The 13853-nt window shown below is 65.0% G+C and carries 12 protein-coding genes; 5 read left to right on the forward strand and 7 right to left on the reverse strand.

Annotation, left to right across the window (positions count from 1 at the left end):
* Window positions 1-85: 85 nt before the first annotated feature.
* The 3 genes from ssb to AE618_RS22295 all read right to left on the reverse strand — a co-directional run bounded on the left by ssb (window position 86) and on the right by AE618_RS22295 (window position 3381).
* On the reverse strand, window positions 86-631 hold the full coding sequence (ssb, locus tag AE618_RS22285; RefSeq protein WP_054211269.1) for a single-stranded DNA-binding protein: 546 nt from the start codon (window positions 629-631) through the stop codon (window positions 86-88).
* Window positions 632-797: 166 nt separating this feature from the next.
* Window positions 798-2069, reverse strand: coding sequence for a 3-phosphoshikimate 1-carboxyvinyltransferase (locus AE618_RS22290; protein WP_054211270.1), 1272 nt, complete (start codon window positions 2067-2069; stop codon window positions 798-800).
* Between the two features lie 97 nt (window positions 2070-2166).
* Complete coding sequence (locus tag AE618_RS22295) at window positions 2167-3381, reverse strand: MFS transporter (RefSeq protein ID WP_054211271.1); 1215 nt, start codon at window positions 3379-3381, stop codon at window positions 2167-2169.
* Between the two features lie 234 nt (window positions 3382-3615).
* Between AE618_RS22295 and AE618_RS22300 the strand changes: the two genes are divergently transcribed.
* From AE618_RS22300 to AE618_RS22310, 3 genes are all read left to right on the forward strand, one after another.
* Entirely contained in the window at window positions 3616-4797 is a 1182-nt protein-coding gene (locus AE618_RS22300) for a pyridoxal-phosphate-dependent aminotransferase family protein (protein ID WP_054211272.1), read from the forward strand.
* A 116-nt stretch (window positions 4798-4913) separates the two neighbouring features.
* Entirely contained in the window at window positions 4914-6431 is a 1518-nt protein-coding gene (locus AE618_RS22305; protein WP_432704521.1) for an acetyl-CoA hydrolase/transferase family protein, read from the forward strand.
* A gap of 113 nt (window positions 6432-6544) precedes the next feature.
* A complete protein-coding gene (locus AE618_RS22310) occupies window positions 6545-7051 on the forward strand; it encodes a cupin domain-containing protein (protein WP_054211273.1) in 507 nt (168 codons plus the stop codon).
* 10 nt (window positions 7052-7061) lie between these two features.
* Here the strand turns inward: AE618_RS22310 and AE618_RS22315 are convergent, their stop codons facing one another.
* Window positions 7062-7622 carry a DinB family protein gene (locus tag AE618_RS22315; RefSeq protein ID WP_054211274.1) on the reverse strand — a complete coding sequence of 187 codons (561 nt, stop codon included), beginning with the start codon at window positions 7620-7622 and terminating at the stop codon, window positions 7062-7064.
* Between the two features lie 181 nt (window positions 7623-7803).
* On the opposite strand from AE618_RS22315, the gene uvrA reads away from it, so the two are divergent.
* The gene (gene uvrA / locus AE618_RS22320; protein WP_054211275.1) at window positions 7804-10809 is read left to right on the forward strand and encodes an excinuclease ABC subunit UvrA; all 3006 of its coding nucleotides are present in this window, start codon (window positions 7804-7806) and stop codon (window positions 10807-10809) included.
* A gap of 119 nt (window positions 10810-10928) precedes the next feature.
* On the opposite strand, the gene AE618_RS28155 is transcribed toward uvrA, so the two are convergent.
* The 3 genes from AE618_RS28155 to AE618_RS28610 all read right to left on the reverse strand — a co-directional run bounded on the left by AE618_RS28155 (window position 10929) and on the right by AE618_RS28610 (window position 12999).
* Window positions 10929-11330, reverse strand: coding sequence for a hypothetical protein (locus tag AE618_RS28155; RefSeq protein WP_156330430.1), 402 nt, complete (start codon window positions 11328-11330; stop codon window positions 10929-10931).
* A 62-nt stretch (window positions 11331-11392) separates the two neighbouring features.
* Window positions 11393-12286, reverse strand: a complete 894-nt coding sequence (locus tag AE618_RS28605; protein ID WP_197280861.1) for a restriction endonuclease — start codon at window positions 12284-12286, stop codon at window positions 11393-11395.
* Window positions 12259-12999 (reverse strand): hypothetical protein, encoded by a 741-nt coding sequence (locus AE618_RS28610; protein WP_197280862.1) that lies wholly within the window; start codon window positions 12997-12999, stop codon window positions 12259-12261. Before AE618_RS28610 ends, AE618_RS28605 begins: the two co-directional genes overlap by 28 nt.
* A gap of 159 nt (window positions 13000-13158) precedes the next feature.
* Between AE618_RS28610 and AE618_RS27540 the strand changes: the two genes are divergently transcribed.
* Window positions 13159-13275: an SEC-C metal-binding domain-containing protein gene (locus tag AE618_RS27540; protein WP_082365490.1), complete on the forward strand. Its 117-nt coding sequence runs from the start codon at window positions 13159-13161 to the stop codon at window positions 13273-13275.
* Window positions 13276-13853 lie beyond the last annotated feature (578 nt).

Here is a 13853-nt window from a genome sequence, read left to right on the forward strand (position 1 = left end):
CCCAAGCGCACCCCTCGCGTCAACCATGCCCACTGCGGCAGGCGCGTCGCGCCGCAGCTGTGGCCGGTCAGCCAGATGGCAGATGCTAGAACGGGATGTCGTCGTCGAGATGGCTCGAGGACGAGCGCCCGCCGCCGCTGCTGGTGCCGCCACCCGCCATCGCCGGCTGGCGCGAGCCGCCACCGCCGCTGCTGGGGCCCGACCGGCCGAAGGACGAGCCCGAGGAGCGATCCTCCATCGCGCCGCCGCCCTCGCCATACTCGTCGGAGCCGCCCTGGCCGCGGCTGTCGAGAATGGTCAATTCGCCTCGGAAGCGCTGCAGCACGATCTCGGTGGTGTACTTCTCGACGCCGGACTGGTCCTGCCATTTGCGGGTCTGGAGCTGGCCCTCGACATAGATCTTCGAGCCCTTCTTCAGATACTGCTCGGCGACCTTGGCGAGGTTCTCGTTGAAGATCACGACCGAGTGCCACTCGGTGCGCTCCTTCTTCTCGCCCGACTGCTTGTCGCGCCAGGTCTCCGACGTCGCGATGCGCAGATTGACGACCGGCTCGCCCGAGCCGAGACGCCGGACCTCGGGATCGCGGCCGAGATTGCCGACCAGAATGACCTTGTTGACGCTGCCAGCCATGAGAGGCTCCATTTCCTGCGCACATCGAAACCGGCTTGCAACCGGAGCCGGACCCTAACGGCTGACTGCGCCACTATCAATCATGTTCCCGTTTTGTTCAAGGCTCGATTCGCGAGTTGTCCCCGTTATTGTGCAGGGCGCCGCGCGGCACGCAGCTTAGCGCCTGTCAGGGCGCCTCTCCCTCGTAGCGGACGCCAAGCGAAGCCAGCGCACGCCAATAGCCGGGATAGGTCTTTCCGACGCAAGCCGGATCGAGAATGGTGATGCCCGCGATCCGCAGGCCCGCCAGCGCGAAGCTCATGGCGATGCGGTGATCGGCGAAGCTGTCGATCTCGGCCGGCAGCCGTTGCCCGGCCAGCGTCGGATCGGAGGCGACGAGGAGATCGTCGCCCTCCTCCGTGCCGAGACCGGGCCGGATGCGGCACAGGCCCTGGGCCAGGGCCGCGACGCGGTCGCATTCCTTGACGCGCAGATTGGCGATCCCCGTGAAGCGCACCGGCGTCGCATTGAAGGCGGCCAGCACGGCGAGCGTCGGCACGGCGTCCTGCATCTGGGCTCCGTCGATCACGGCCGGCAGATGCGGGAAGGCGGCGATATGGGCATAAGCGCGCGCATCCGGCTGGGTGAAGGCATCGGCCGCGACGCCGAGGTCGATGGCGCCACCCGTCAGCACCTCGGCGGCCCAGAGATAGGTCGCGGCGGAAGCGTCGGGCTCGATCAGGAGGTCGCTCGCGCGGTAGCCCGTCGGGCGAACCCGCCATGTCGCCGCATCGGTCTGCTCGACATCGGCGCCGAAAGCCCGCATCGACGCCAGCGTCAGGTCGATATAGCCGCGCGCACCGATCTCGCTGCCGGTCAGCGCGATCTCCACCGGCCCCTCGCCGCAGGCCGCCGCCATCAGCAGCGCCGAGACATATTGGCTCGACAGCCCGCCATCGATCTCGACCCGCCCCGCCGGGAAGGCGCCTCGCCCGGCGACGGTGACCGGAGGACAGCCGCTCGGCGCCTCGACCACCACGCCGAGCGAAGCCAGTGCCGCGACCAGCGGCGCGATCGGGCGCTTGCGCATATGCTCGTCGCCATCGATGACGACCGCGCCCTCGACCAGCGCCGCCGCGGCGGTGAGGAAGCGCGTAGCGGTCCCGGCATTGCCGAGGAACAGCGGTGCTGCCGGCGCGCGCAGGCGCCCGTCGCCCGTGACGACGAAGGTCGTGTCATCCGGCTCGTCGACGTTGACCCCCATCGCGCGCAGGGCCTGGGCCATATAGCGGGTATCGTCGCTCTTCAGCGCGCCGGAGAGCCGGCTGGTGCCCGTGGCGAGGCCTGCGACCAGCAAGGCGCGGTTGGTGATCGACTTCGAGCCCGGCGGCATGACGCGCCCACGCAGAGGCCCCTGTGGCGGGACGATGGTGAGCGTGCGGAGATCGGGAGCGTGCATCGTCGTCTTTTACCCTGCGGGTTCGGGTCCGGCACGCCCATAACCGGTCGCGCGTGCCAGCGGAAGCATGGCCGGTCGGACCCAGACGCTCGCGCCGCTACCCGTGCCGCTCCTCGCGGATCTTCGGCAGGAACCAGGCGAGCAGCCCGATCGCCGGCAGGAAGGAGCAGATCGCGTAGACCGCGTCGATCCCGATCCGGTCGGCGAGTTCGCCCAGGATCGCGGCCGCGACACCGCCGAGCCCGAAGGACAGGCCGTAGAACAGCCCGCCGACGAGGCCGATCCGCCCGGGCATCAGCTCCATCGCGTAGATCAGGATGGCCGCAAAGGCGCTCGACATGATCACGTTGATGACGATGGTCAGCACGCCCGTCCAGAACAGGTCGGCGAAGGGCAAGGCGAGCGTGAAGGGCAGCGCGCCGAGGATCGAGAACCAGATGATCTTGTTGCGCCCGATCCGGTCTCCCAGCATGCCGCCGAACAAGGCGCCGGCCGCCGAAGAGGCGAGGAACAGGAAGAGCATGATCTGCGAGCTCTGCACCGACACCCCGAACTTGCCCATCAGGTAGAAGGTGTAAAACGAGCTGAAGCTTTGCGAATAGGCGTTCTTCGAGAACAGCAGGATGACGAGGATCGTCACCGCCAGGGCGACCGCGCCAGCCGAGCGGACCGGGCCGGCAGCCGCCACGCCCTTGGGAGCCGATGGTGACGCCGCCTGCTGGCGCCGCAGTTGCGCATAGCGCCCCGCCGTCCAGGTCAAAAGCAGCATCGCGAGCAGCGCGGCGGCCGAGAACCAGGCCAGGCTGGTCTGGCCGCGCGGCACGATGATGAAGGCCGCCAGCAGCGGCCCGAGCGCCCCGCCCGTCTGGCCGCCGACCTGGAAGATGCCCTGCGCCAGCCCGTGCCGCCCGCCCGATGCGTTGCGCGCCATGCGCGTCGCCTCCGGATGGAAGATCGAGGAGCCCAGCCCGACGCAGCCCGCCGAGAGCAGCAGCAGCGGATAGCTGCCGGCATAGGCGAGCCCGACCAGCCCGGCCAGCGTGAAGCCCATGCCCGCCACCATCGAGTAGGGCATCGGGGTCTTGTCGGTATAGGCGCCGACCAGCGGCTGGAACAGCGAGGCGGTGATCTGGAAGGTCAGCGTGATCAGCCCGATCTGGCCGAAATCGAGCCCATAGGCGGTCTTGATGATCGGATAGATCGCCGGGATCAGCGACTGCATCAAGTCGTTGAGAAGATGCGTCGCGCTCAGCGCGATCAGCACGGGCATGGCGGCGCTACGGGCTGGGCTGGCAGCTGTGCTGGTCGTCATGTCCGGCCTTCGTCCTGCGTCCTGTCCGGCTGACCGATGTGGCGAGCCGGCCAAGTGATTGGACCCGGACGAAGCGCGGCGCCAGCCGAAATCATGCAAGGATGTCATGCATCTCCGAAACGATTGTCATGGCCGCCACGCCCCGCAACTCTTGCCTGCCGGCCCGATCTGTCGCTAAGGCCTCTCGCAAGCCCGCACGCGACGATCGCGCGGCCGATAGAGGATTTCAGCCCGATGAGCATCGCAAGCGGCCGGCCGATCCTGGCCATGCCAGGGCCGACCAATATTCCCGACCGCGTGATGCAGGCGATGATGCGCCCGGCCGAGGAGTTGTCCTCGCAGTCGATCGTCGGTTTGACCGAGTCGATCCTGATCGATCTCAAGCGCATCTTCCGCACGCAAGGAGAGACCTTCGTCTACGCCGCCAACGGCCATGGCGGCTGGGAGGCGGCGCTGAGCAATGTGCTGTCGCGCGGCGACAAGGTCCTGGTGCTCGCGAGCGGCCGCTTCGCCATCGGCTGGGGCGAGATGGCGCGCTTCATGGGCGCCGACACCGAGGTCCTCGCCGGCAGCTGGCGTGCGGCCGTCGACCCGGCCGCCGTCGAGGCGCGGCTGCGCGCCGACACCGGCCACACGATCAAGGCTGTGATGGTTGTGCAGGTCGACACGGCCTCGGGCGTCGTCAACGACATTCCGGCGATCCGCGCGGCGATCGATGCCGCCAACCACCCTGCCCTGTTCATGGTCGATGGCGTCGCCTCGGTCGGCTGCATGCGATTCGAGATGGACGAATGGCGCATCGACGTCGCCATGTCGGCCTCGCAGAAGGGGCTGATGTCCTCGCCGGGCCTTGCCGTCGTCGCGGCCAGCCCGAGGGCGCTCGCCGCCCATGCCCTCGCCGACATGCGCACCGGCTACTGGGACTGGACCGGGCGCATGAACACGATCGCCTATATGAAGCATTGCGGCACCGCGCCGGAGCATCTGCTCTTCGGCTTGCGCGCCGCCTTCGACATGATCTTCGAGGAAGGGCTGGAGGCGGTCTGGCAGCGCCATGCCATCCTCGCCCGCGCCACCCATGCCGCCGTCGAAACCTGGGCGACCGGGCAGGTGTTGGGCTTCAGCGTGCCGGAGCCGGCGCAGCGCTCGCCTTCGGTCACGACGATCCTGGTCGAGGGCTTCAACGCCGCCACCATCACCGACTTCACCCGCGACGTCTGCGGCGTCTCGCTCGGGCTTGGCATCGGCGACTACACCGGCAAGGCCTTCCGCATCGCCCATATGGGTCATTTCAGCGCGGCGACGCTGCTGGGTACCCTCGGCGCGGTCGAGATCGCGCTGCAGGCGAAGAGCGTGCCGCACGGTTCGGGTGGCGTCGCGGCGGCCGTGGCGGCCCTGAGCGCGGCGGTCGCCTGACGAAGGCGATCGAGGCTCGCCACGCGCGCGCTGATTGCGCCAGGTCAAGGCGGGCGGGTCCGGCTTGCTGTTGACGCCTGCGGGACGCAGAGATGCAGAGCCCCGCCCCGAGGTCGATGATGCCCATGACGCGAATTGCGAGCGCTGCGCTGCGCGCCAAGCTGACGACGGCGGAGGCCGCGGCCGCGCTCATCCCGTCCGGGGCGACGCTGGGCCTGAGCGGCTTCACCGGATCGGGCTACCCCAAGGCGGTGCCGATGGCGCTGGCCGCGCGCATCGAGGCGGCCCACGCCGCAGGCGATCCGTTCAAGGTCAGGGTCTGGACCGGCGCCTCGACCGGCCCCGAGCTCGACGGCGCGCTCGCCAAGGCCGACGGCATCGAGTTCCGCCTGCCCTACAACTCGGACCCCATCGCCCGCGAGAAGATCAACAGCGGGCAGATGGAGTATTTCGACATGCATCTGTCGCAGGTCGCGCCGATGGCCTGGCAGGGCTTTCTCGGGCCGCTCGACATCGCGGTGATCGAGGTCAGCGGCATCAGGGCCGATGGCGCGCTGATCCCCTCCTCCTCGATCGGCAACAACAAGACCTGGCTCGACCGCGCCGACAAGGTCATCCTCGAGGTCAACCGCTGGCAGAACCCGCTGCTGGAGGGCATGCACGATGTCTATTACGGCACCGCCCTGCCGCCGAACCGCGTCCCGATCCCGCTGCTGCGCCCGCAGGACCGCATCGGCGAGCCCTATCTGCGCTGCGACCCCGCCAAGATCATCGCCATCGTCGAGACCGAGGCGCCCGACCGCAACTTGCCCTATGCCGCGCCCGACGCGACGGCCGCCGCCATCGCTGGCCATCTGATCGAATTCCTGCGCCATGAAGTGGCACGCGGCCGCCTGCCTGCCTCGCTGCTGCCGCTGCAATCGGGCGTCGGCAACATCACCAACGCCGTCCTGTCTGGCCTGCTCGACGCGCCCTTCGAGAACCTGACCTCCTATACCGAGGTGATCCAGGACGGCATGATCGACCTGATCGACGCCGGCAAGCTGACCTTCGCGTCGGCGACCGCCTTTTCGGTCAGTCCCCAGGCGGCCGACAAGCTCAACGCGAACATGGCGCGCTACCGTGACAAGATGATCCTGCGGCCGCAGGAGATCAGCAACCATCCCGAATTGGTCCGCCGGCTGGGCTGCATCGCCATGAACGGGCTGATCGAGGCCGACATCTACGGCAATGTGAACTCGACCCACGTCATGGGCTCCTACATCCAGAACGGCATCGGCGGCTCCGGCGATTTCGCCCGCAACGCCTATGTCTCGATCTTCATGACGCCCTCGACCGCCAAGAAGGGCACGATCTCGGCCATCGTGCCGCAGGCCAGCCATGTCGACCACATCACCCAGGACGTGCAGGTGATCGTGACCGAGCAGGGCCTGGCCGATCTGCGGGGCCTCAGCCCCAAGCAGCGGGCGAAGCTCATCATCGCCAACTGCGCCCATCCCGCCTACCGGCCGATGCTCGAAGATTATTTCCGGCGCGCGCTCGCCGGCTCCTACGGCCAGCAATCGCCCTGCCTGCCCTGCGAATCCCTGTCCTGGCACCAGCGCTTCATCGAAACCGGGACGATGCAGGGCTGAAACAGCCACCATCGTGAACAAGTCCTCGACGCCTTCGCTCGAATGCAAGCCGTCGCCGAAGGCCTATCTTTGCGAACCTCCCCTATGGCTTGGCCGACAGGAGGGGGACGTCGATGGCCTTGAAGATGATGATCGCGACGGCGGCTGCCATGATGCTCCGGCAGATGCCGGACATGAAGCCGGTCAAGCAGAGCCCGCTCGTGGCGCATGCGCCCGACGATCTCGGCATGGAGGACGCGCCGATCGAGCCGACCTGGATCATTGCCGGCACGCCCAAGGCGCGCGTCGCGATGCATTCCCGCAGCAGCGACGACACCGCCAGCACCGCGGTCTGGGACTGCACGGCCGGGGAATTCCGCTGGTTCTTCGATTGGGACGAGACCGTCGTCATCCTCGAGGGCGAAGTCCATGTCACCGCCGAGGACGGGACGCAGCGCACCCTGCGAACCGGGGATATCGGCTATTTCGCCGGCGGCACCTGGGCGACCTGGCGCATCGATACCTACCTGCGCAAGATCGCCTTCTGCCGCAAGCGCTTCCCGACGCCCGTCGTCCTGGCCTACCGCCTGCGCAACATGCTGCGCGGCAATCCGGCGACACCGGGGCGTCTCGCAGCCTGACGCGGGCGCCTCAGCGGTTCTCCACCCAGACCGTCTCCTCGGTCCAGCCGAGTTCCTGAAACTCCCGCGCCCGCAACGGCGCGTCCTCGACGCTGAAGAACTCGTCGAGCTGCGGCGGGGCGACAGCCGTCCCGCTCAGCATCGCGTGGGCCTGCCCGCGATGATGGATCTGGTGCTGGAAGAGATGCAGCAGCAGACGGTCCAGCCGCTCGTGCTGGATGCGGCTGCGCCGGTCCACCGCGACGATCTGCGAGAAACCGTCCTCGCCGGCCCGCTCGACCACGGCGATCAGCCGTCGGTCGATCTCAGACTGGGCCGCCTTCAGCGACGCGACATCGGCGCAGGGCTCCCGGTCGGCCCAGGCGTCCGGACCCAGCCGGCCGCCCTCCATCGCATCGACATAGAAGCGGTCGATCACGAGGATATGGTTCAGCGTGGCCCGCAGGCTCGGGAAGAAGCCTGTACGCGGCGCCTCGAAGTCCGCCTGCGAAAGCCCTGCGCAGGCAGCCAGCAGGCGGTGATTGGCCCAGGCATTGTTGTGGGCCATCGCACGAAACAGCTGCGCGTCCATCCCGCTCTCCTGCGTGTCGATCAGGCCTCGAACTTTGCGACCGCGCTGCTGTCATCATCTGTCAGGAGGATGGCGGCAACCGACGCCGTCGCGTGATAGGCATATCGGGCACCCGCACCCGGCACTGGCAGGACGCGGCTTTTGCCCTATCTCTACGCTTCATTCCCCACCGGACGCCCCCATGGCTCGTAAACCCACCACCGGCAGCAAGTCTTCCGGCAGCAAGGCCTCCGTCGGCAACAAGACCTCGCTCGCCGACCAGGCGGCGTCGCTGGAGGCGCTGTTCGACGAGGCGCGCAAGACGGATTCGCGCGTCATCTCGGTGCGCGGCGCCCGCGAGCACAATCTCAAGAACGTCGATCTCGCCATTCCCCGCGACAAGCTCGTGGTCTTCACCGGGCTGTCGGGCTCGGGCAAGTCGTCGCTCGCCTTCGACACGATCTACGCCGAGGGCCAGCGCCGCTATGTCGAGTCGCTGTCGGCCTATGCCCGCCAGTTCCTGGAGATGATGAGCAAGCCCGATGTCGACCAGATCGACGGGCTCTCGCCGGCGATCTCGATCGAGCAGAAGACGACCTCGAAGAACCCGCGCTCCACCGTCGGCACCGTCACCGAGATCCACGACTATATGCGCCTGCTCTGGGCGCGCGCCGGCATCCCCTATTCGCCCGCCACCGGCCTGCCGATCGAGAGCCAGACCGTGCAGCAAATGGTGGATAGGCTGACCGAGCTGCCGGAGAAGACCCGCGGCTATCTGCTCGCGCCGGTGGTGCGCGGCCGTAAGGGCGAGTTCCGCAAGGAGATGGCGGAGTGGCTGAAGCGCGGCTTCCAGCGCGTCAAGGTCAATGGCGAGTTCGTCGAGATTTCGGACGCGCCGGCCCTCGACAAGAAGTTCAAGCACGACATCGACGTCGTCGTCGACCGCATCGTGATCCGGCCCGATCTCGGCGCCCGCCTCTCCGACTCGCTGGAGCAGGCGCTGGAGCTGACCGACGGCATCGCCGTCTTCGAATATGCCGACGAGAAGGAGGAGAACGGCGAGGCCAGGCGCGTCACCTTCTCCTCGAAATTCGCCTGCCCGGTTTCCGGCTTCACGATCCCCGAGATCGAGCCGCGCCTGTTCTCCTTCAACAACCCCTTCGGCGCCTGCCCGGCCTGCGACGGGCTCGGCCACGAGATGCGCATCGACCCGGACATGATCGTGCCGGACTCCTCGCTCTCACTGAAGAAGGGCGCCATCGCCCCCTGGGCCAAGTCGACCTCGCCCTATTACGGCCAGACGCTGGAATCGCTCTCCCGCCATCTCGGCTTCTCGATGACCAAGCCATGGGCCGAATTGCCCGACAGCGCCAAGATCTCGATCCTGTTCGGCACCGGCGCCGAGCCAGTCCGCATGGCCTACAACGACGGACTGCGCGCCTATGAGGTCCGGAAGCCCTTCGAGGGCGTCATCACCAATATGGAGCGGCGCTGGAAGGAGACGGAATCGGACTGGGCCCGCGAGGAGATCGGCCGCTTCATGTCGGAGACGCCGTGCAAGGCCTGCCAGGGCTTCCGCCTCAAGCCCGAGGCGCTCGCGGTCAAGCTCGACATGCACCATATCGGCGAGATCTCCCGGCTTTCGGTCAAGGATGCGCTGGCCTGGGTCTCCCGCCTGCCCTCGCGGCTCAGCAAGAAGCAGAACGAGATCGCCCCGCGCATCCTCAAGGAAATCCGCGACCGGCTGACCTTCCTGCTCGATGTCGGCCTGGAATACCTGACGCTGGCCCGCGCGTCGGGCACGCTCTCGGGCGGCGAGAGCCAGCGCATCCGCTTGGCCAGCCAGATCGGCTCCGGGCTGACCGGCGTGCTCTATGTGCTCGACGAGCCCTCGATCGGCCTGCACCAGCGCGACAACGAGCGCCTGCTCGGGACGCTTCGCCGGCTCAGGGACCTCGGCAACACCGTCATCGTCGTCGAGCATGACGAGGACGCGATCCTCACCGCCGACTATGTCGTCGATGTCGGCCCCGGCGCCGGCATCCATGGCGGCGAGATCGTCGCCCAGGGCACGCCGCAGCAGATCCTCGACAACCCGAACTCGCTCACCGGCAAATACCTCACCGGCGAGATGTCGGTCGCCGTCCCCGTCCGCCGCCGCAAGGCGCAGAAGGGTCGCAGCCTCAAAATCGTCGGCGCGCGCGGCAACAACCTCAAGGACGTCACGGTCGATATCCCGCTCGGGCTGTTCACCTGCATCACCGGCGTCTCCGGCGGCGGCAAGTCGACGCTGGTCATCGACACGCTCTACAAGGCCGTCGCGCGCAAGCTCAACGGCGCGATCGACCACCCTGCCCCGCATGACCGCATCGAGGGCATCGAGCATCTCGACAAGGTCATCGACATCGACCAGTCGCCGATCGGCCGCACGCCGCGCTCCAACCCCGCGACCTATACCGGCGCCTTCACGCCGATCCGCGAATGGTTTTCCGGCCTGCCCGAGGCCAAGGCGCGCGGCTACCAGGCCGGCCGCTTCTCGTTCAACGTCAAGGGCGGCCGCTGCGAGGCCTGCCAGGGCGACGGCGTCATCAAGATCGAGATGCACTTCCTGCCGGATGTCTACGTCACCTGCGACGTCTGCAAGGGCCGCCGCTACGACCGCGAGACGCTGGAGGTGAAATACCGCGACCACTCCATCGCCGACGTGCTCGACATGTCGGTCGAGGAGGCCAAGGATTTGTTCAAGGCGGTGCCCTCGATCCGCGACAAGATGGAGACGCTCGCCCGCGTCGGGCTGAACTACGTCAAGGTCGGCCAGCAGGCGACGACCCTGTCCGGCGGCGAGGCCCAGCGCGTCAAACTCTCCAAGGAGCTCTCCAAGCGCGCCACCGGCCGCACCCTCTACATCCTGGACGAGCCGACCACCGGCCTGCATTTCCACGACGTCGCCAAGCTGATGGAGGTGCTGCACGAGCTGGTCGAGCAGGGCAATTCCGTCGTGGTGATCGAGCACAACCTCGAAGTGGTGAAGACGGCCGACTGGGTGATCGACATGGGGCCGGAGGGTGGCGACGGCGGCGGTGTCGTGGTGGCTGAAGGGACGCCGGAGGAGATCGTCAAGGCCGGCAAGGGCCACACCGCGCGCTTCCTCAAGGAGGTGCTGGCGCGGCGGCCTATCAAGGGGGCGCAGCGGGAGGCGGCGGAGTAGGTTTTTTAGGCGGGGTCACGCCGTGGAAGACAAAAGTCCCATTCCACAGACGGCTGAACTCACACCAGTCAATGTATCCTCTCCGCTTTCCGAGACGCGCTCATTTGCAAAAACTGGATCTAGAGATTGAGCGATTTCCAAGCGGCGATTTGTTCCTCAAGTGTATGCAGCATCATCTCATAGTCACCAAGCCATTCGCTGAAAGCCCGTGCACGAATTTCTTCTAACGTTTCAGACGGTAAAGCTGCGTCCACGTTATCAAAAAACTTGATTGCTGCATCCGTCTGATTCTCAAATGTGTGAACTTGCATCTCATAATCATCTACCCAATCGGCCCTCGCTTTTGTGAATGAAGTACTGATTATTTCATTGGATAGGTCTAAAGTGGCTTCGTAATGAGCAAGTCGCTCGTAAGCATCTCGCTGAGATTGTACAGTGTGGGCCTGCATGGAGTAGTCCCCCGGCCAATCTACTGCTGCTTTATGTCGAATAATTTTTTCGACGTCGCTTGGAATTGCCATATTTGACCGTGCTCCTAAATGTGAGGCAGATTGCCCTATGGACTTGGATAGGCAAGCGGCTCTCATTCCACCTCAGGGAATACAATTCGCGCTTGCATGCCGATTTCCTGAAGTAAGTATAGCAAGCCCCCACCATCGATGAGTTCAATAGGTTTATCTTTTGCGAAATTAAAGGCGTCAGGGCCATAGCCACTCGTGGTAACGAGTATCCCCTTGTTGGCGCCTTCATTCATCATTGTGCCAAAAAGGTCGCGCACAGCTGATACGCCGACCGTATGCCGATAGCGCTTAGCTTGGATAACGACCTTTCCTCCCAACACGGGTCGCTTATCGAAAGCGACACAGTCAACGCCGCCATCCCTCGACGACCGCGTAAGTTTGCTCTCAAGCCCCATTTGACCAAACAGGTTGGCGACCAAATTCTCGAACTCGTAAGGATTGAGCTCCATCAGGTTCGGCGCATCGGCGAGACCGGAAATTAGGTCCGTTTGATCAACGAACCGAGCGTCGGCCATTCTGAATTCCATGATAGGCTTCACTGGCTGAGCTTCTTCAGGGCTGCGCGAAACTTGGGCGCCGAGGTTTCTGAGACAGGCTTTTTTGTCGACCCGTGCCAAGTCGATTTCGACAAATTTCTCTCTAGTAGTCCTGACAGAGATTAGGTGAGGCTGGATGTCTCTGCCTGTCGCGGGATCAACTGTATGAATGTAACCGTTGATGCAAATCACATCAACGTGGCCGCGGTGCTCAGCTTCAAAAATTTCGTGCAGCGTGCGTAGCGCCACCGATGCGATAACATCTTGATAGTCCGATTTGATCTCTGTCGGCTTCCGCGGTTTTTCTACGATGTTGTCCTGGGAGCGGTTGTATCTAAATTCGAGAACAGTGGGAATTATTTCTATACTTGGCAGCTCATACTCGACGACGATTAGCTTCGACGCTTGCGTAAACGCCACCGAAATTTTTGTGGGAAGTATTCGGGGTACTGAGACCGCTCGAGAACCATGGTGCAATAGGCCACAATGGCAGTCGGATCACCAGTGTCATATTCTGCCTTAAAGGAATCGACCTCAGAGTTACGGGTAGATTTCTTGGCTTCTAAGGCCGCTACTTTGTTCCCATGAGCTCTCTTATCAGCTTCGAGGCGCTCGATGCGATCCTCTTCACGCTTTTGCCAACTCGCATCAGCCTGATCGAAACGTTGCTTAGCGTCCGCCAACGCCTGTATGCGCTTTTTCTCTGTACCGGGGAGAAGCTTGCGCCATCCGGTAGGAACGTTCGCATTGGCGAGATAATCCTTTTCCAAGGGCCGAATCTCGGCGACACGCACAGAGCCGCTCGCCTTAAATGGTTCGACAGTGTCCGAGATGCGTAGCGCATCAAAATCGATGCGATCGTTAACAAGCAGGGTGAAGCCGAGCACGCCGTTGAGCTCATCTAATCTCTGCTGAGCCTCCGCAGAGAGTGATTCCGCCTCTTCCTGTCGGTGTTCAAGGTACTGAAGCTTCTCATCACGCGCCTGTTCTTTCAAACTCCTGAGGTTCTCACGCTCTTCTCGTGCCATCTCGCGCAGATTTGCGCGAAAATCCCGATCTTGCTCCCGAGCAGCGCGTAACCTCATCGCGTCCGCTTGCTTTTGCGCGCGCGCAACGTCGCGCGCTATGGCCATAAGTATTCCGCCCCTCCGCCCCATCATCTCCCCCGAGGAATGTGTTACGCCATTGATCGGCGCTGCAGCCAATCATTTGTTTCTCGGATACCGGGGACCAAACTGCCTCTCCGTCAAGGCATTCTTTCGTGCTAACCTGCAACACGCCTTGGTTGGAGACTGAGCCAGGTACCAGAAAAGCTCGGCCGCAACGATCTCTGCGTCTGCGGCTCCGGGCGCAGATTTCAAGACATGCTGCATGCCGGGCGGCCGCTTCGACGGCTCCGACCGGGATGATTACTTTCAGGGAGTGATGCCTCCCTTCCCCGGTCAAGCGCGGGGAACCCCTCTCCTGTAAGGAGAGGGGCAGGGGTGAGGTGCTGGCCCCTGGACCAGTCGGGCGCAGCCCCAACGGCGCGGTGAGGTCACGGCTACGGTGTCAAACGGCCGACACCTCACCCTGCCCTCTCCTTACAGGAGAGGGTTCCCCGCGCTGTCCGCGCTCCGTCCGGAGGCAACACGGAATTCCGCGTCGCGGCTGCGGCAAGGCGCGCCTCCCTTCTCCCCCCGGGGGAGAAGGTGGATCGGCGAAGCCGAGACGGATGAGGGAAGACCGGGTGAGCGGTGTCGCGCCGGGCGTCGGTGCAGCGGCGCCGCCCTCATCCGTCAGCGCTGCGCGCTGCCACCTTCTCCCCCGAGGGGAGAAGGAAAGAGGCGTCGCGGGTCCGGCCGCAAACTTATCCCCGCCCTCCCCGCCCACCCCCTACCTTGCTCTTATACACCTCTGACGCTGCCGACGAAGCCACAAGTGTGGGAATCGGTGGCTGCCGCTACCTTATACACAACCAGCATACTCATCTATGTGAACCGCCCCG

Origin of the sequence: Allobosea vaviloviae, assembly GCF_001298265.1 — a bacterium.
Taxonomy (GTDB): domain Bacteria; phylum Pseudomonadota; class Alphaproteobacteria; order Rhizobiales; family Beijerinckiaceae; genus Allobosea; species Allobosea vaviloviae_B.

Excerpts from the sequence above, each read along its gene's own strand:
- ssb (WP_054211269.1), bottom strand. The coding sequence starts at position 631 with ATGGCTGGCAGCGTCAACAAGGTCATTCTGGTCGGCAATCTCGGCCGC.
- AE618_RS22290 (WP_054211270.1), bottom strand. The coding sequence starts at position 2,069 with ATGCACGCTCCCGATCTCCGCACGCTCACCATCGTCCCGCCACAGGGG.
- AE618_RS22295 (WP_054211271.1), bottom strand. The coding sequence starts at position 3,381 with ATGACGACCAGCACAGCTGCCAGCCCAGCCCGTAGCGCCGCCATGCCC.
- AE618_RS22300 (WP_054211272.1), top strand. The coding sequence starts at position 3,616 with ATGAGCATCGCAAGCGGCCGGCCGATCCTGGCCATGCCAGGGCCGACC.
- AE618_RS22305 (WP_432704521.1), top strand. The coding sequence starts at position 4,914 with ATGATGCCCATGACGCGAATTGCGAGCGCTGCGCTGCGCGCCAAGCTG.
- AE618_RS22310 (WP_054211273.1), top strand. The coding sequence starts at position 6,545 with ATGGCCTTGAAGATGATGATCGCGACGGCGGCTGCCATGATGCTCCGG.
- AE618_RS22315 (WP_054211274.1), bottom strand. The coding sequence starts at position 7,622 with ATGGACGCGCAGCTGTTTCGTGCGATGGCCCACAACAATGCCTGGGCC.
- uvrA (WP_054211275.1), top strand. The coding sequence starts at position 7,804 with ATGGCTCGTAAACCCACCACCGGCAGCAAGTCTTCCGGCAGCAAGGCC.
- AE618_RS28155 (WP_156330430.1), bottom strand. The coding sequence starts at position 11,330 with ATGGCAATTCCAAGCGACGTCGAAAAAATTATTCGACATAAAGCAGCA.
- AE618_RS28610 (WP_197280862.1), bottom strand. The coding sequence starts at position 12,999 with ATGGCCATAGCGCGCGACGTTGCGCGCGCGCAAAAGCAAGCGGACGCG.